Genomic DNA, 17,108 nt, shown 5'->3' with positions numbered 1-17,108 from the left:
CACGATGTTCGAGAAGATCCTGATCGCCAACCGCGGCGAGATCGCGGTGCGCGTGTTGCGCGCGTGCCGTGAGCTGGGCATCCGCACCGTCGCCGTGCACTCCACCGTGGACAGCGAGTCCGCGGTGGTGCGGATGGCCGACGAGTCGGTGCGGATCGGGCCCGCGCCGCCCAAGCAGAGCTACCTCAACGCGGCCGCGGTCATCGAGGCGGCGCGGATCACCGGCGCCGACGCGATCCACCCCGGCTACGGCTTCCTGTCCGAGGACGCCGACTTCGCCGAGGTCTGCCACGCGGAGGGGATCACGTTCATCGGCCCGCCGCCGTCGGTGATGACCCAGCTCGGCGACAAGACCTCGGCGCGCGCGGCGATGACCGCCGCCGGGCTGCCGCTGCTGCCGGGCAGTGTCGAGCCGCTGGCCGACGCGGAGTCGGCGAAGCGGCTGGCCGACGAGATCGGCTACCCGGTGATCATCAAGGCGGCCGCTGGCGGCGGCGGGCGCGGCATGTCGATCGTGGACGTGCCGGCCGAGTTCGCCAGGACCTACCAGACCACGAAGGCCACCGCGCTGCAGCTGTTCGGCGACGGCCGGGTGTACGTGGAGCGGTACCTGCCGTCGGCGCGGCACGTGGAGATCCAGGTGCTCGCCGACACCCACGGCAACGCCATCCATCTGGGTGAACGTGACTGCTCGGTGCAACGGCGGCACCAGAAGCTGGTCGAGGAGACCCCGGCACCGGGCCTGCCGACCGAGCTGACCGAGCGGATGGGCGCGGCGGCCGTGCGCGGCGCGCTGGCCACCGGCTATGTCGGCGCCGGCACGTTCGAGTTCCTGGTGGACACCGAGAACGACTTCTACTTCATGGAGGTCAACTGCCGGATCCAGGTGGAGCACCCCGTGACCGAGATCGTCACCGGGGTGGACCTGATCGCCGAGCAGCTGCGGGTGGCCGCCGGCGAGCCGCTGCGGCTGCGGCAGGAGGACGTCGAGCCGCGCGGGGCGGCGATCGAGTGCCGGGTGAACGTCGAGGACCCGGCCCGGAACTTCGCCCCGGCACCCGGGCTGCTGACCGAATTCACCCCACCAGGTGGCCCTTTCGTCCGGGTCGACACGCACGGTTACACGGGTTACAAGGTGCCGGCGAACTACGACTCGCTGCTGGCGAAGGTGATCGCGTGGGCGCCGGACCGGGAGCAGGCGATCGCGCGGATGCGCCGGGCGCTGGCCGAGTTCGCCGTCGACGGGCCAGGGGTGCACACCACCAGGGAGTTCCTGGACCGCGTGCTGCGCGACCCGGACTTCGCCAACGGCAAGCACGACACGTCGCTGGTGGCGCGGTTGCTGGAGTCCTGACGTTCCCGACCTTCGTTGTCCCGCCCGCCGGGCAGCCACTAATCTGGTTCGGACCGATTGGGGGTTTGCGGATGGCGGGAACCGGCGCCGTCGCGCGCCGCACCTACGGCGGCCGATCAGCGGCCGACCGGCGGGCGGAACGCAGGGAACGGCTGCTGCACGCGGGGTTGGAGTTGTTCGGCACCACGGGTTACGCGGCGGCGTCGATCGAGAAGTTGTGCACCCAGGCCGGGGTGTCCACGCGCAACTTCTACGAGGAGTTCACCAGCCGCGAGGACCTGCTGACGGCCCTGCACGACCGCATCATCGAGCAGGCGTTCCAGGCCGTGCTGAAGGCGCTGTCCGACGGGTACGACGCGCCGCTGCGCGAGCGGTTCGAGCTCGCCGTGCGGGCGTTCATCACCACCACGGCCAGCGACCCGCGCTGGGCCAGGCTGACCTACGTCGAGGTCATCGGCGTGAGCGACGCGGTCGAGCGGCACCGGATCGCCTGGCGCGAGCGCTGGGCGGAGTTCCTGGTCGCCGAGGCCGAGCGGGCGGTGGCGCGCGGCGAGGCCGCGCCCCGGTCGTTCCAGCTGGGCGCGGTGGCGCTGATCGGCTCGGTGAACGAGCTGGTGCACCACTGGTCGATCAGCGGCGGCCACGGCTCGCTCGACGACGTGATCGCCGAGATCGTGCGGGTGGCGACGGCGGCGGTGACGGCACCGTGACCGTGTCCGCGGAGACGAGCGCGTCGGAGCTGTTACGCCTGCTCGGCGCGGTGGCGACCACGTCGCAGGAGGCCGTCGCGGCGGCGGCCGCGCTGTTCGCGTCCTGCGTCCGGGACGACGGGGTGATCCAGGCCTTCGGCACCGGTCACTCGCAGGGGACCGCGCTGGAGGTCGCCGGCCGGGCGGGCGGCCTGGTCCCGACCAACCGGATCGCCCTGTCCGACCTGGTGCAGTTCGGCGGCGAGGACCCGTCGGTGCTGGCCGACCCGATGCTGGAGCGCCGGGGCGACGTCGCCGCGCGCCTCTACGAACTGGCCGCGCCCCGCCCGGCCGACCTGTTCGTGATCGCGTCCAGCTCCGGGGTGAACTCGTCGGTGGTCGAGATGGCGCACGTGGTCAAGGCCGCCGGGCACCCGCTGGTGGCGATCACGTCGGTGCGGCACAGCCAGGGCGTGCCAGCGAAGCACCCGTCCGGCAAGCGGCTGGCCGACCTGGCCGACGTGACCCTGGACAACGGCGCCCCGCTCGGCGACACCCTGCTGCCGATGCCGGACGGCACCTCGACCGGGGCCGTGTCGTCCCTGTCCGCCGCCCTGCTCGTGCAGATGATCGTCGCCGAGACCGTGCGCCTCCTGCTGGACAGCGGCACCACCCCGCCGGTGTACGTGTCGAACAACGTCCCCGGCGGCCACGAACGCAACCTCAAGCTGGAAGCCCACTACGAGGGCCGCATCCGCCGCACCGCGAACTAGTCAGACCATGTACTGGTCGTGCTCGGCGAGGAAGGCGGTGCGTTCCTCGGGGGTGAGCTCGCGGCCGGAGTCGTTCAGCTCGGCCAGCGCGCGGAAGTACCGCTCACGCGGCGGGGCCGGGGCGAACAGGATCAGCATCGACGCGGGCTCGTCGGACTCGTTGCGGAAGGCGTGCACGCCGCCCTGGGGCACGTAGAGGAACTCGCCCTTCGTGGCGTCGATCCAGCGCTCGCCGTCGTAGAGGCGGACGGTGCCGTCGATCACGTAGAACGACTCGGAGAACGTGCGGTGGAAGTGCGCGCCCGGTCCGCCCGCGCGCGGGGCCATGTTGTACTCGAACAGGCCGAACTCGTGGTTGGTGACGTCGCCGGTGGCCACGAACCGGTTGGTGACGGTGGGACGGACCAGGGCCTCCACCTCGCCGACCGGCCGGTAGGTCGCGCTGATCTCGCCGCTGTCCCCGGTGTAGGACACCGCTGCCTCCTCCTGGGACGATGGCCGGACCATGAACCGTCCCTTTGTGCTGCTCAGCGCCGCGATGTCGATCGACGGCCACCTCGACGACGCTACCGACCGGCGCCTGGTCCTGTCGAACGACGCCGACTGGGACCGGGTCGACGAGGTCCGCGCGGGCTGTGACGCGATCCTCGTCGGAGCCAACACGATCCGACGCGACGACCCCCGGCTGCTGATCCGGTCGCCGGCCCGCCGGGCGGCCAGGGTCGCCGCCGGGCTGCCGGCACACCCGGTCAAGGTGGCGCTCAGCCGCTCCGGGAACCTGCCCGCCGACGCCGCGTTCTTCACCGAGGGCGACGGGGAGAAGCTGGTGTACGCCGACGTCGACGTGCTGCTCGCCGACCTGCACGCGCGCGGGGTGCGCCGGCTGATGGTCGAGGGCGGCACGAGCGTGCACACCGAGTTCCTCACCCGCGGCCTCGCCGACGAGCTGCACCTGGTCGTGGCACCGTTCTTCGTCGGGGACGCCCGCGCCCCCCGGCTGGTCCACGACGGACGGTTCCCGTGGCACACCGGGCACCGCGCGACGCTCGCCGAGGTGCGGAAGATCGGGAACGTCGTACTGCACCGGTACCTACTCGGACAGTCCGAAGTGGACAGGCACTGGCTGGCCGAGGCGGTCGAGCTGTCCCGCCGGTGCCCGCCGTCGGACACCGCGTTCGCGGTCGGGGCCGTCGTGGTCGACGCGCTCGGCGAGGAAATGGCGCGCGGGTACTCGCGGGAGACCGACGACCGGGTGCACGCCGAGGAGGCCGCCCTGGCCAGGCTCGACCCGGCCGACCCGCGCCTCGCGCACGCGACGATCTACAGCTCGCTGGAGCCCTGCAGCCGACGGGCGTCCCGGCCGCGTACCTGCACCGGGCTGATCCTGGACGCCGGCATCCCCCGGGTGGTGTTCGCCGCCCGGGAGCCGGCCACGTTCGTCGACGGCGAGGGCGCCGAGCTGCTGGCCGCCGCCGGCCGCGAGGTCGTCGAGGTGCCGGAGCTGGCCGGCGCGGTCCGCGAGGTCAACCGGCACCTGTGGTGACGACCGTGTCGGTGAGCACCGGGGCGTCGTCGCGCTCCACCGCGCTCGCGGTCGCCACGAACCGGTCGCCGTCGGCCCAGACCCGGATCCGCAGCGTCTCGCCGGGGTAGACGACGCCGGCGAACCGGGTGGCAACGTGCGACACGCGCCCTGGGTCACCGTCCAGCAGACCGTCCACGACGGACCTGCAGACCACGCCGTAGGTGCACAGGCCGTGCAGGATCGGGCGCGGGAACCCGGCCGCGGCGGCGAACTCCGGGTCGGCGTGCAGCGGGTTGCGGTCGCCGCACAGCCGGTACAGCAGCGCCTGCTGCGGCAGGGTCGGCGCCTCGAACACCGCGTCCGGCTCGCGGTCCGGCACCAGCGGCGTCGCCGACGGACCCCGGTGCCCGCCGAACCCGCCCTCGCCCCGGGCGAAGATCCCGGACGTCGCCGTCCACAGTGGCGTGCCACCCGCGGTGACCGTGGTCTCCTGGACGATCACCGCGGCCTTGCCCTTGTCGAGCACGTCGGCGATCCGCGACCGGGCCACCGCCCGGCCCTCGGGCGGGATGGGGGCGTGCACGGTGATCGACTGGGTGCCGTGCAGGACCTTCGTCAGGTCGACGTCGACGCCGGGGAAGCGCAGCGCGGGTGGCTCGAAGACGCGGATGCCGGGCGCGACCACGCCGAACGTCGGCAGCACCCGGAGCCGGTCCTCCAGCACGTACCGCAGCTCGCGCTCGTCGGTCGGAGTGGCACCGGCACCGAGTGCGAGGTGGTACAGCAGCACGTCCGCACTGGTCCAGGCGAACTCCGTCGCGCCGAGGTCGGCTCCGATGGCGACGGTGGGGTCGATGGGCACGGTTCCTCCACGTAGTCGGCCGGTTCCGAGACGTTACCGAAACGAATCCGAGATGAAGTTCTGTGTAACGAGGACATCCGGCCGTTCGCAAGTAGACCAGGCAGCGCATTGACGGTGGGCAAATTTCGATCATGCTCAAAGGAGCGAAAATCTCGCGCTATAGGAGGCTCACGATGCCCCGACCGTCCCTGCTCAGATCCCGGCGACGTCCGTCGGCAAGACCCTGGGTGGCGATCGCCGCCGCAGCAGGCTTGTTCGTCACCCTCTCCCCGTCCTTCCAACCGAACTCCCCCACCCCCGCCCCGATCGCACCGGAACTCAGCGCACAGGTCGCCGCCGCGGAGGAAGGCGAAGCCGTCCGGGCGCTGCTCATGCTCCCGAACACCGCCGACCTCGACGGTGACCGCACCGAGGTCCTCGACACGCTCCGCGACCACGCCGCCGAGAGCCAGGCCGCCGTCGAGCAGGCCATGAGCGGCGACGCCACCGTGGTGAACCGCTTCTGGATCACCAACATGCTGCTGGTCGAGTTCCCCGCCAGCACGACGTCCCTGAACGCGCTCGCCGCGGTCCCCGGCGTGGAGCGCGTCATCCCCAACTTCGAGCTCACCGCGCCGGACCCGGCGCCGAGCGGCGCGGACCTCACCCCGAACGCCGACCTGGCCTGGGGCGTGGAGAAGGTCGAGGCCGCGCGCGTCTGGGACGAACTCGGCATCGACGGCGCGGGCATCCGGGTCGCCACCCTCGACACCGGTGTGGACATCAGCCACCCGGACCTCGCGGGCAAGATGGTGACCGACGACCCGAGCGACCCCAGCCACCCGGGCGGGTGGATGGAGTTCGACTCGGCCGGCGGCCTGGTGGCCTCGAACCCGCACGACACGGCCTACCACGGCACGCACGTCGCCGGCACCATCCACGGCGGCGCCACCTCCGGCACCGCGATCGGGGTCGCGCCGGGCGCCGAGATGATGCACGGCATCGTGATCCCCGGTGGCGGCGGCTCGTTCGCACAGGTCGCCGCGGGCATGCAGTGGGCGATCGCACCGACCGACGCGGCCGGCAACCCGGCCGGGCGACCCGCCGACGTGGTGAACATGTCGTTGGGCGCCAACGGTTTCCACGAGGAGATGATCGCTCCGACGCGGGCCATGCGGGCCGCCGGCACGTTCCCGGCGTTCGCCATCGGCAACAACTGCGTCACCGGAGGCACCGGCAGCCCCGGCAACGTGTTCGAGGCGGTCGGCGTCGGCGCCACCGACATCAACGACAACGTCGCCGGCTTCTCCTGCGGTGGCGTGGTGCAGAAGAACCAGTGGACCGACCCGCCCGCCGAGTGGCCGGACAGCTGGATCAAGCCGGACATCTCCGCGCCGGGCGCGGACGTGTACTCGGCGTCGCCCGGCGGCGGCTACCGGACCCTGTCCGGCACCTCGATGGCCACCCCGCACACCGCGGGCGTCGTCGCGCTGATGCTGTCGGCCGCGGGCGCCCTGCCCGTCGACGACACGCTGAACGTGTTGGCGGACACCGCTTTCTGGGACGACCGGCACTCCGACGACCGGCCGGACACCCGGTTCGGCGCCGGGCGGATCAACGCGTTCGAGGCCACCCGCTTCGTCGCGCTGAACTCCGGTCTGGAGGGCACGGTCACCGACGCGGCGACCGGTGACCCGGTCGACGGCGCGACCGTGACGATCGAGCCCGGCGGCCGCGGAGTCGTCACCGGCGACGACGGCACGTTCACCACGCGGCTCGAGCCGGGCACGTACTCGATCACGGTCGACGCGTTCGGGTACCAGCAGGGCGCGGTGTCCACTGTGGAGGTCACGGAGGGTTCGTTCGCCACGGTCGCGGTCGAACTGACCGCGCTCCCGAGTGGACAGATCACCGGCACGGCGACGCTGGACGCCTCCGGCGCCGGCCTGCCGGGCGTCACGGTACAGGTGCTCGACGTACCGGCCGAGCTGTCCGCGGTGACCGGTGCCGACGGCACCTACACGATCACCGGCGTGCCGGAGGGCGACTACCGGGTCGCGGCGGACCACTCGTCGTTCCGGGCACCGGCCGCGGTCGACGTCTCGGTGACCGCGGGGCAGTCCGCGACCGCGGACTTCTCCTTCGGCGTGCCGCCGCGCTCGGTGGCGGTGGTGGACAGTTCCAGCACCCGTGCGAACGAGTACCGGGACGTGGTGTTCGCCCCGCGCGGCATCGAGATGGTGCACTACGACTGGGACGAGCTGGCCGACGCGGCGCAGCACGCGACTGTCGTGCTCGCCTACGGCTCGATGTCGGGCGACTACGATCAGGCCGCTTTCCAGGCGTTCCTGGACGCCACGGACGCCAACGGGGCCGGCGTGATCTTCACCGACCACGCGTTCGGCACCGGCAACGGCATCAAGCAGCTGTCCGAGCACACCGGCCAGCCGGTGTCGGTCGGGTCGAGCACCACCAGTGGTGACGCCGAGTCGTTCTACGAGGTCACCTCGGCGCACCCGATCGTCGACGGCTACGCGGTCGGCGACCGGATTCCGATCGACAACAGCACCCAGGCCAAGTGGGTGGCGTGGTTCGACGGCTACGAGGGCGACGGCCGGCAGATCATCGGCGGCCTCGGGCGCACCGAGGACGGCGTGCTCGGCGGCGGCATCGGCGTCGACGAGCGGGCGAACAACCGGCACGTGCTGCTGTCCACGCACGGCGCGTCGTCGACGCGCGGACCGGTCGACTGGACCCCGGAGGCCACCGACCTGTTCCTCAACGCGATCACCTGGGCGTCCCCGTCGCCCGACCCGAACCAGCCGTACTACGCGCTGCACGACCTGAGCGTGTCGCCCGGCCTGGTGAAGGCGAGCGAGAACGTCGACGTCTCGGTGCAGGTCAAGAACGTCGGCATGACCGCGGGCACCTACAACGCGGTGCTGCGGGTCGACGGCGCGGTCCACGAGACCACGCCGGTGCAGCTCGACCCGGGCGAGTCCCGGACCGTCGAGTGGACGATCGACCCGGAGGAGCTCGGCACGTACGACGTCCAGGTGGGCCAGCTCAGCGGCTCGTTCCGGGTGCGTGCGCCGATCGTCGACCTGGCGGCGTCGACGGTGAACGCGCCGGGCGCGGCCGCGGTCGGCCCGCTGGCCGGGGCGACCGTCGAGCTGATCGCCGACGGCCAGGTCCGTCCGCTCGGCACGACCGACGCCGAGGGCAACCTGTCGTTCGAGATCCCGGCCCCGGTCGGCCGGTACACCCTGGTGGTGCGCAAGCCGACCCCGGCGGACGGCGGTGCGGGCTACCTGCTGCACCGGGAGATCACCGTGATCGACGACGAGGCGATCTCGTTCGCGCCTCGGGTGCTGGCCGGCGGGTCGGCCGGTGCGCAGAGCATCGGTGACGACTTCGCCGTGCGGGCCAACATCGAGCTGGACGCCGCCGACGCGCGGCACACCGGGTCGGTGTTCCTGCGCCCGTCCGGCACCGCGCCGCACGGGTACCGCTACGAGCCGGGCACGCTGATCGCGACCCTGGACCGGTACGAGGCGGTCACCGTGCACCAGGTCCAGCACCTGGAGCAGGACTGGTTCGTGCCGAGCACGGTGGTCGGCGGGCTCGACTGGATCGACCCGTTCGACACCGGCTTCTCGTTCGGCGGTCCGGCGGCGGTCACGGTCGGCGACGTCACGGTCGCCGAGGACGGCCAGGCCAGCGTCGACTGGTCGGTCACCGACGCGCACGGCGTGCCGTTCGCGACGGTGATGGCCTCGGACGTGCGGCCGTTCCTCTCGCTGCCCGAGCGGGCCGCGCTGGAGGACGTCGAGGGGCTGGTGCGGGCCGCGGCGCCCAACGAGCTGAAGCCGATCCTGCGCCTGTTCGCCCCGGACGGGACGCCGGTGCGGGCCGGTTCGGTGGAGTGGGACGCCCGGCCGTTCACGTTCACGCTCGACCCGGCCACGCCGGACGGCGCGTACCGGCTGGCGCTGGACGTGGACACCGGCGGCTACTCCGGTGACCTGACCGGGGAGGCCACCCTCCAGGTCGGGCCGCCCGCGGTGGCCGACGTCACGGTGTCGGACACCCGAGGCGCGATCGAGCCGGGCAAGCACACCCGGTTCGAGGTGAAGGCGACCAACAGCGGCACCGCCGACTCCGGGCCGATGGCCTGGACGGTGCGGATCGCGGCGGACCACCGGCTCGCGCCGAGGGACGTCGTACTGCGGCTGCGGGTCGACGACACGTGGCAGCGGGTGCGGCTGACCAGGGACGGCGAGGCGCTGACCGGCACCGTCGTGGCGGACGCCTCGGTGGCCGCCGGGGAGGCGCGGACGTGGCAGATGTCGCTGCTGCTGCGCGACGCCGGCACCTTCACGGTGACCGACACCTTCACCGGTGAGGGCATCGCGGTCAACAACGCCGACGAGCTGCGCGTGCTGGCTCCGGACACCGAGCCGGTGGGCGTGCGGTAGGCCGGTAATCCTGGCAGGGGCCACCCGGAGCCGTCACGATGTCCTCATGGTTACCGAGGACGACGTGCGCCGGGTGGCCCTCTCGCTGCCGCACACCACCGAGAGGCCCTCGTACGGCACTCCGGGCTTCCGGGTGAAGGACAAGCTCTTCGCCCGCATCCGCGAGGAGGGCGACGTGCTCGCGCTGTTCGTGGCCGACGAGTCGGAGAAGCACGGCCTGATCGCGTCCGACCCGGAGAAGTTCTTCACCACCTCGCACTACGACGGCGCCGCCATGATCCTCGTCCGCTTCGGCGCCGTCGACGTCGACGAGCTGACCGAACTGCTCACCGACTCGTGGCGCCTGCGCGCGCCGAAGCGCGTCGTCGCCGAGTACTACCCGGCTGGGTGAGTTCGATATCCTCACTCCCGGTCGGGGTCGGGATGAACGCGCACACGAGAGGTTCCTGGTCATCGAGAAGGGTGCACTGATCGCCGGCCGTTACCGGTTGCAGGAACAGGTCGGCAGCGGCGCGATGGGCGTGGTCTGGAAGGCGCAGGACGAGCGCCTCGGCCGAGTCGTGGCCATCAAGCGGCTGCTGGTCCGGTACGCGCTGTCCGACACCACGGCCGAGGAGACCCGCCGCCGGGCGATGCGCGAGGCGCGGATCGCCGCACGCCTCCAGCACCGCAACGCCATCGCCATGTTCGACGTCGCCGAGCACGACGGCGACCCGTGCCTGATCATGGAGTTCCTGCCGTCGCGCAGTCTGTCGGCGGTGCTCGCCGAGCGCGGGACGCTGCCGCCGAACGAGGTGGCCGAGATCGGCGCGCAGGTGGCGTCCGCGCTGGCCGCCGCGCACGCGGTCGGGATCGTGCACCGCGACATCAAGCCGGGCAACATCCTGCTCGCCGACAACGGCACCGTGAAGATCACCGACTTCGGTATCTCCAAGGCGCTGGACGACGGCACGGTCACCACCCAGAACGGGATCGCCGGCACCCCCGCCTACCTGGCCCCGGAGATCGCCCGCGGCGAGGACCCGAGCCGCGCGTCGGACGTGTTCTCGCTCGGCTCCACGCTCTACCACGCGGTCGAGGGCCGCCCACCGTTCGGCACGAACACCAACCCGCTGGCGCTGCTGCACGCCGTGGCCTCGGGCAACGTGCCGCCGGCACGCAACGCGGGCCCGCTCGCCGGCACCCTGACCTCGCTCATGCGCACCGAGCCGTCGACGCGGCCGAGCATGCAGGACGCCGCGACCACGCTGGCGGCCATTCCGACGCTGCCGGCCACGCCCGTCCCCACCCCGCCGGTCCCGGTCGCCGTCCTCCCCCAGCCGACCACCCCGGCCGCCACGAGCGTCGCGACGGCCCCGGCCACGGCCGCCCTGCCGACCGCCGCGACCACCCCGCGGCCGGCGCGGCCGGTGCGGCAGCCGCAGCGCAACCTGGTGCTGGTCGCGATCGCCGCGGTGCTGGTGCTGGCCGGGGTGGTGACCACGATCCTGCTGAACAACTCGTCCGGCGCCGAGGACCCGCCCGACCAGGCCGGTACCCAGCCGACGCTGACCGGCCAGCCGCCGAGCGACGGAGGCGAGCCGAGCACGCCGCCGTCGTCGGAGGAATCGTCCTCCCCACCACCGGCGAACCCGATCGTTCCGGACGCCCCGGTCACCGACTACAGCGCGGCCGGGAACACGGTGATCGACTACTACAACAACTTCGACAACCCGCAGGCGCGGTGGAACCTGCTGTCCAGCAACGCGAAGGCGCAGTTCGGTGGGCTGGCGGCGTTCAAGGAGTACTGGTCCCAGTACAGCAGTGTCAGCTCGCGGAACGCGCAGGGCGTGACGCCGAACGCCGACGGATCGGTGAACGTGCCGGTCGACGTCACCTACACCAAGGGCGACGGCAGCGTGGAGGAGAAGCGTCACGTCCGGGTCAGCCGCGAGGGTGGCCAGCTCGTCGTCGACTCCATGGCACAGTGAGGGGCTAGTCTCGACGGGCGGAGGTGCGGGCGATGGCGATGATGCCGGTGACGGACTCGATGTTCCTGCTCGCCGAGGCCCGTGAGCACCCGATGCACGTCGGCGGGCTGCAGCTGTTCGAGCTGCCGGACGGCGCCGGGCCGGAGTTCGTCGGCGAGTTCCACCGGTCGCTGCTGGACCTGGTCGACGTGCGGCCGCTGTTCCGCAGGCGTCCGCGTGGTCCGGTCGGCGTGGTGGGCCAGTTCGCCTGGACCAACGACGACCACCTCGACCTGGAGTACCACGTGCGGCTGTCCGGGCTGCCGAGGCCGGGGCGGGTGCGGGAGCTGCTGGAGCTGACCTCGCGCCTGCACGGGTCGTTGCTGGACCGGCACCGGCCGCTGTGGGAGTTCACGGTGATCGAGGGCCTGCAGGGCAACCGGTTCGCCACGTACAGCAAGATCCACCACGCGCTGCTCGACGGGGTGTCGGCGCTGCGCCTGCTGCAGAGCTCGCTGTCCGAGGACCCGGCCGAGCGCGGCGTCCGCCCGCCCTGGTCGCCGAGGGTGCGCACGAACGTCTTCGACAAACCGGGCCGAACCGAGGACTTCGACCCGTTCCGCGCGGTGTCGTCCCTGGTCAAGGACGTGTTCGGACTCGGTCCGGCGGCCGCGCGGATGGTGAACGAGGCGTTCCGCGAACAGGCGGCGACGCTGGCGTTCCAGGCGCCGAAGTCGATGTTCAACGTGCCGATCACCGGCGCCAGGCGGTTCGCGGCGCAGGGCTGGCCGCTGGAACGCCTGCGGGCGGTCGGCCGCGCGGCGAGCGCCACGATGAACGACGTGATGCTGGCGATGTGCGCGGGTGCGCTGCGGCAGTACATGATCGACCTGGGGATGCTGCCGGAGAAGCCGCTGGTGGCGGCGGTGCCGATGTCCCTGCGCGCCCGGTCGGCGCCGGCCGGTGACGGCTCGTTGGGCGGCAACGCGCTCGGCCTGATCCTGTGCGACCTGGCCACCGACGAGGTGGACCCGGCGGCGCGGTTGGCCCGGATCCACGAGTCGATGGTCCGGGGCAAGGAGGTCTACCACGGCATGAGCCGCCTGCAGATCACCGCGCTGAGCGCGATCCCCCTGGTGCCGCTGGCGATCGGTACCGTGCCCGGGCTGACCACGGTGACGCCGCCCGCGTTCAACGTGCTGATCTCGAACGTGCCGGGGCCGCGCCGGCCGCTGTACTGGAACGGCGCGCGGATGCAGGGCGTGTATCCGCTGTCCATCCCGTACGAGGGGCAGGCGCTGAACATCACCGTCACCAGCTACGCCGACAGCCTGGAGTTCGGCCTCACCGGCTGCCGCCGGACGGTCCCGCACCTGCAACGCCTCCTCGGCCTGCTGGAGGAGTCGCTCACCGACCTGGAGAAGACCACCGCCTGAGGGTTTTGTTAGCCTTCCCTAAGTCGTGGGCTTACGGAGGAGGCGGTGGCGGTCGTGTCCACTGTGCTCGCTCCGGCGGACGTCCCGGTCCGGCGGCGTACCGTCGCGTGGCTCGGCGGGACGGCGGTGGCCCTGGTCGGGCTGGTCATGATCAGCCTGCTCGTCGGGTCCAAGGCGATCCCGGTCCCGACCGTGGTGGACGCGCTCGTGGACTTCGACCCGACGATCAACGACCACCTCTTCGTCCGCGAGGAACGGCTGCCTCGGACCCTGCTCGCGCTGCTCGTCGGCGCGGGGCTCGGGCTCGCCGGGACCGTGATGCAGGCCGTGGCGCGGAACCCGCTCGCGGACCCGGGGGTGCTGGGGATCAACGCGGGGGCCTCACTGTTCGTGGTCATGGGGATCACCCTGTTCGGGGTGACCGCCCTGACCGGGTACGTCTGGTTCGCCTTCGGTGGAGCGCTGGTGGCGACCGTGCTGGTGTACGGGGTGGGCGCGCTGGGGCGCGAGGGCGCCACGCCGGTGAAGATCGCGCTGTCCGGGGCGGCGGCGAACGCGGCGTTCGTGTCGCTGACCACGACGGTGCTGCTCTCGGACACCGACGCCTTCGAGCAGTTCCGGCTCTGGCAGGTCGGGTCGTTGTCCGGGCGTCACCTGGACGTGCTCACCCAGGTCCTGCCGTTCCTCGGCGCCGGGATCGTGCTCGCGCTGGCCTCGGGGCGGCTGCTGAACACGCTGACCCTCGGCGACGACATCGCGCGCGGGCTGGGCCAGAACACGGCCGTCGCGCGGATCGTCGCGGGGGTCACGGTCGTGCTGCTGTGCGGGGCGGCCACCGCGGCGGCGGGGCCGATCGGGTTCGTCGGGCTCGCCGTTCCGCCCGTGGCGCGGATGGTCGCCGGGCCGGACCACCGGGTCGTGCTGCCGTGCGCGCTGCTGTTCGCGCCGGTGCTGGTGCTCGCCGCGGACATCCTCGGTCGGGTGATCGCCTGGCCGGCTGAGGTGCAGGTGGGCATCGTCACCGCGGTGCTCGGCGGGCCGGTGTTCATCGCGCTGGTACGGCGGCGGGGGCGGCGGCAGTGAAATACCTTCTGTCGACCTCCGAAACCGTCACCTCAGGGGAACGTGACGCAAGCCAGCCACGAGTACGTGACCGAACCGAACCCGTCCTTCCCAACGTGACCAGCACAAAAAATTCCGGGGAGGCGGAACTGTGAGCGCGCTCGCGGTGGTCCGTCGGGTGCGGCGGCGTGCGCGGCTGGTGTCCGTGCTGCTGGCGGCACTCGCGGCGGGAGTGTTCCTGCTCGCGCTCAGCGTCGGCACGGCGACCGTCTCGCTGCCGGACGTGCTGTCCACCCTCGCCGGGCAGGGCAGCAGCGACACCAACTACATCGTGCTCGACCGGCGGCTGCCGCGGGCGCTGACCGGGTTGCTCGTCGGCGCGGCGTTCGGGCTGTCCGGTGCGATCCTGCAGAGCCTGCTCGGGAACCCGCTGGCCAGCCCGGACGTCATCGGCATCAGCGCGGGCGCAGGCGCCGCCGCGGTCACCGGGATCGTGGCGTTCGGGCTCGGCGGACCGGGGGTCGCCGCTGCCGCGCTGGTCGGCGCGCTGGCCACCGCCGCGCTGATGTACCTGCTGGCCTGGCGCGACGGCGTCACCGGGTACCGCCTGGTGCTGGTCGGCATCGGGCTCGCCGCGATCCTGCTCAGCGTCATCAGCTACTTCATGACCCGCTCCCAGGTCACCAGCGCCCAGGACGCCCTGGTCTGGCTCACCGGCAGCCTCAACGACAGCGGCTGGGACAAGCTCGTCCCGCTCGCCGTCGCGCTCGTGCTGCTGCTGCCCGCCGTCGCGGCCGCCGCGCGGGCACTGGACCTGATGGGCTTCGGCGACGACACCGCGAGCGGACTCGGACTCGCCGTGCCGCGCGCCCGGCTCGGGTTGCTGCTGTGCGCGGTCGCCCTGGCCGGCACCGCGACCGCCACCGCCGGCCCGATCGCGTTCGTGGCGCTGCTCTCCGCGCCGATCGGCCGCCGGCTCGCCCGCGACGGCGGCCCCGCACTGCTGCCGTCGACGCTGGTCGGCGCGGTGATCGTGGTCGCGGCCGACTTCGCCGCCCAGCACACCCCCGGCCTGCCCCGGGTGCCGGTCGGCGTGCTCACCGGCGCGATCGGCGCGCCCTACCTGCTGATCCTGCTCGCCAGAATGAACAGAGGAGGCCACGGCGGATGACCATTCACCACACGCTGACCGCCAAGGACCTGCGCCTGGCCTACGACCGCCGCGAGGTCGTCCGCGACCTCACGATGGACATCCCGCCCGGCCAGGTGACCATGATCGTCGGCCCGAACGCGTGCGGGAAGTCGACGCTGCTGCGCGGGCTCGCCCGGCTGCTCGCCCCGGCCGCCGGCACGGTCGAGCTGGACGGCCGGGACATCACCACGATGCCCGGCCGCGAGGTCGCCACCGTGCTCGGCATCCTGCCGCAGACCCCGGTCGCGCCGGAGGGCATCACGGTCGCCGACCTCGTCGGGCGCGGCCGCTACCCGCACCAGGGCTGGTTCCGCCGGTGGACCAAGGCCGACGACGAGGCGGTCACCGAGGCGCTCACCGCGACCGACACGCTGGAGCTCGCGGCGCGGCCGGTGGCCGAGCTGTCCGGCGGGCAGCGGCAGCGGGTGTGGATCGCGATGGCGCTCGCCCAGCGCACCGACCTGCTGCTGCTCGACGAGCCGACGACCTACCTGGACGTCGCGCACCAGGTCGAGGTGCTTGACCTGCTCGTGGACCTGAACCACTCCGCCGGTACCACCGTCGTGGTCGTCCTGCACGACCTCAACCTGGCCTGCCGCTACGCCGACCACCTGATCGCCATGCGCGACGGCGCGATCGTCGCCGAGGGCGCGCCCGCCGAGGTGGTGACCGCCGAGGTCATCGAGCGGGTGTTCGGCATGGCCTGTCAGATCATCCCCGATCCACTGTCCCGCACGCCGATGGTCGTGCCGAGGGGCCGTCACCGAATGGAGCAGTCCGCGTGAGGAAGTTGTTGGCAGCACTGGTGTCCGTCACCTTGGTCGGCACCGCGTGCGGGCAGGTCGAGGAGACCGAGGAGCCCACCGGCGCCACGGTCGAGACCCGGTTCGGGCAGGTCACCGTCCCGGCCGAGCCGAAGCGGGTGATCGCGCTCGGCTGGTCGGACGCGGAGGCCGCGCTGGCGCTCGGCGTGCAGCCGATCGCGGCGATCGACTGGATGAGCGTCGGCGGCGAGGGCGTCGGCCCGTGGGCGGACGGGCGCTACGACGAGTCGCCGGTGCTGCTGGACAGCCAGGAGCTGGACTACGAGCGGGTGCACGAGCTCGACCCGGACCTGATCCTGAACACCCGCTCGGACAACAGCCAGGAGCAGCACGAGGAGCTGAGCAAGATCGCGCCGACCGTCGGCGCGCCGGCGGACGTGATCCCCTACGGCACGACGTGGCGGCAGCAGATGGAACTGGTGTCCGCGGCCCTGGGCAAGAAGGAGGAGGGCGACCGGCTGATCGCCGAGGTCGAGGACCGGCTGGCGACGGTGCGGTCCGAGCACCCGGAGTTCGAGGGGAAGACGGTCGCGGTCGGGGCGTACTTCAACGACCAGTACGGCGCGTACGTGCGTGGCGACTCCCGGGCGGACCTGATGGAGAGCCTCGGGTTCACGCTGAAGCCGCAGATCCAGGAGCTGGCCGGCGAGTCGTTCTACGTCGACCTGTCGCGCGAGCAGGTCGGGGTGCTGGACGCGGACCTGACCGTGGTGTTCCCGATCGGCGCGGACGCCTCGGCGCTGAAGGCCGACCGGGTGCTCAACCAGCTTCCGTCCGCGAAGGACGGTCGCCTGGTGATCCTCGAGGACCAGGACCTGATCACGTCGTTCTCCAGCGGCTCGACCCTGGGCACGCTGTACGCGATCGACAACGCGGTCCCGCTGTTCGCCGAGGCGATGGGCTGAGCCCTACTCCACTTTATCCGACCTGCACAACAACCACGTTTATCGAACGAGTGAACTATTCGGTTCCCGGTCGCGATCTA

14 protein-coding genes are annotated in these 17,108 nt (G+C 72.2%); 12 read left to right on the top strand and 2 right to left on the bottom strand.

What is annotated here, in order from left to right:
• Window positions 1–4: 4 nt before the first annotated feature.
• The 3 genes from accC (at window position 5) to JT362_RS25100 (ending at window position 2,816) form a co-directional block, all read left to right on the top strand.
• On the top strand, window positions 5–1,354 hold the full coding sequence (gene accC / locus JT362_RS25110; RefSeq protein ID WP_260194187.1) for an acetyl-CoA carboxylase biotin carboxylase subunit: 1,350 nt from the start codon (window positions 5–7) through the stop codon (window positions 1,352–1,354).
• 71 nt (window positions 1,355–1,425) lie between these two features.
• Window positions 1,426–2,064, top strand: coding sequence for a TetR/AcrR family transcriptional regulator (locus tag JT362_RS25105; protein WP_260194186.1), 639 nt, complete (start codon window positions 1,426–1,428; stop codon window positions 2,062–2,064).
• Window positions 2,061–2,816, top strand: coding sequence for a sugar isomerase domain-containing protein (locus JT362_RS25100; RefSeq protein WP_260194185.1), 756 nt, complete (start codon window positions 2,061–2,063; stop codon window positions 2,814–2,816). The genes JT362_RS25105 and JT362_RS25100 overlap by 4 nt, the downstream gene beginning before the upstream one ends.
• Here the strand turns inward: JT362_RS25100 and JT362_RS25095 are convergent, their stop codons facing one another.
• Window positions 2,817–3,323, bottom strand: a complete 507-nt coding sequence (locus tag JT362_RS25095; protein WP_260194184.1) for a cupin domain-containing protein — start codon at window positions 3,321–3,323, stop codon at window positions 2,817–2,819. It lies immediately after the preceding gene.
• On the opposite strand from JT362_RS25095, the gene JT362_RS25090 reads away from it, so the two are divergent.
• Window positions 3,322–4,359: a dihydrofolate reductase family protein gene (locus tag JT362_RS25090; RefSeq protein ID WP_260194183.1), complete on the top strand. Its 1,038-nt coding sequence runs from the start codon at window positions 3,322–3,324 to the stop codon at window positions 4,357–4,359. The genes JT362_RS25095 and JT362_RS25090 overlap by 2 nt on opposite strands.
• Here JT362_RS25090 and chsH3 read toward each other — a convergent pair.
• Entirely contained in the window at window positions 4,340–5,203 is an 864-nt protein-coding gene (gene chsH3 / locus JT362_RS25085) for an enoyl-CoA hydratase ChsH3 (protein WP_260194182.1), read from the bottom strand. The two genes, JT362_RS25090 and chsH3, sit on opposite strands and share 20 nt — an antisense overlap.
• Window positions 5,204–5,376: 173 nt before the next feature.
• Here chsH3 and JT362_RS25080 point away from each other — a divergent pair, with 173 nt between their 5' ends.
• The 8 genes from JT362_RS25080 (at window position 5,377) to JT362_RS25045 (ending at window position 17,028) form a co-directional block, all read left to right on the top strand.
• A complete protein-coding gene (locus tag JT362_RS25080; RefSeq protein WP_260194181.1) occupies window positions 5,377–9,660 on the top strand; it encodes a S8 family serine peptidase in 4,284 nt (1,427 codons plus the stop codon).
• Between the two features lie 46 nt (window positions 9,661–9,706).
• Window positions 9,707–10,051, top strand: coding sequence for an MmcQ/YjbR family DNA-binding protein (locus tag JT362_RS25075; protein WP_260194180.1), 345 nt, complete (start codon window positions 9,707–9,709; stop codon window positions 10,049–10,051).
• A gap of 97 nt (window positions 10,052–10,148) precedes the next feature.
• Window positions 10,149–11,630, top strand: coding sequence for a serine/threonine-protein kinase (locus JT362_RS25070; RefSeq protein ID WP_260194179.1), 1,482 nt, complete (start codon window positions 10,149–10,151; stop codon window positions 11,628–11,630).
• Between the two features lie 32 nt (window positions 11,631–11,662).
• Entirely contained in the window at window positions 11,663–13,045 is a 1,383-nt protein-coding gene (locus JT362_RS25065; RefSeq protein ID WP_260194178.1) for a WS/DGAT/MGAT family O-acyltransferase, read from the top strand.
• A gap of 54 nt (window positions 13,046–13,099) precedes the next feature.
• Entirely contained in the window at window positions 13,100–14,128 is a 1,029-nt protein-coding gene (locus JT362_RS25060) for a FecCD family ABC transporter permease (RefSeq protein WP_260194177.1), read from the top strand.
• 130 nt (window positions 14,129–14,258) lie between these two features.
• Window positions 14,259–15,278 carry a FecCD family ABC transporter permease gene (locus JT362_RS25055; RefSeq protein ID WP_260194176.1) on the top strand — a complete coding sequence of 340 codons (1,020 nt, stop codon included), beginning with the start codon at window positions 14,259–14,261 and terminating at the stop codon, window positions 15,276–15,278.
• Window positions 15,275–16,084 carry an ABC transporter ATP-binding protein gene (locus tag JT362_RS25050; protein ID WP_260194175.1) on the top strand — a complete coding sequence of 270 codons (810 nt, stop codon included), beginning with the start codon at window positions 15,275–15,277 and terminating at the stop codon, window positions 16,082–16,084. Before JT362_RS25055 ends, JT362_RS25050 begins: the two co-directional genes overlap by 4 nt.
• Window positions 16,081–17,028 (top strand): iron-siderophore ABC transporter substrate-binding protein, encoded by a 948-nt coding sequence (locus JT362_RS25045; RefSeq protein WP_260194174.1) that lies wholly within the window; start codon window positions 16,081–16,083, stop codon window positions 17,026–17,028. Before JT362_RS25050 ends, JT362_RS25045 begins: the two co-directional genes overlap by 4 nt.
• Window positions 17,029–17,108: the final 80 nt, after the last annotated feature.

The sequence above is a fragment of the Actinophytocola gossypii genome, assembly GCF_025165815.1.
In the GTDB taxonomy this organism is placed as follows: domain Bacteria; phylum Actinomycetota; class Actinomycetes; order Mycobacteriales; family Pseudonocardiaceae; genus Actinophytocola; species Actinophytocola gossypii.
This window is presented reverse-complemented; position numbering and strand designations above follow the sequence as displayed.

Bases quoted from the DNA above. Each gene is read 5' to 3' on its own strand.
- accC (WP_260194187.1), top strand. From the start codon at position 5: ATGTTCGAGAAGATCCTGATCGCCAACCGCGGCGAGATCGCGGTGCGC.
- JT362_RS25105 (WP_260194186.1), top strand. From the start codon at position 1,426: ATGGCGGGAACCGGCGCCGTCGCGCGCCGCACCTACGGCGGCCGATCA.
- JT362_RS25090 (WP_260194183.1), top strand. From the start codon at position 3,322: ATGAACCGTCCCTTTGTGCTGCTCAGCGCCGCGATGTCGATCGACGGC.
- JT362_RS25095 (WP_260194184.1), bottom strand. From the start codon at position 3,323: ATGGTCCGGCCATCGTCCCAGGAGGAGGCAGCGGTGTCCTACACCGGG.
- JT362_RS25080 (WP_260194181.1), top strand. From the start codon at position 5,377: ATGCCCCGACCGTCCCTGCTCAGATCCCGGCGACGTCCGTCGGCAAGA.
- JT362_RS25075 (WP_260194180.1), top strand. From the start codon at position 9,707: ATGGTTACCGAGGACGACGTGCGCCGGGTGGCCCTCTCGCTGCCGCAC.
- JT362_RS25065 (WP_260194178.1), top strand. From the start codon at position 11,663: ATGGCGATGATGCCGGTGACGGACTCGATGTTCCTGCTCGCCGAGGCC.
- JT362_RS25050 (WP_260194175.1), top strand. From the start codon at position 15,275: ATGACCATTCACCACACGCTGACCGCCAAGGACCTGCGCCTGGCCTAC.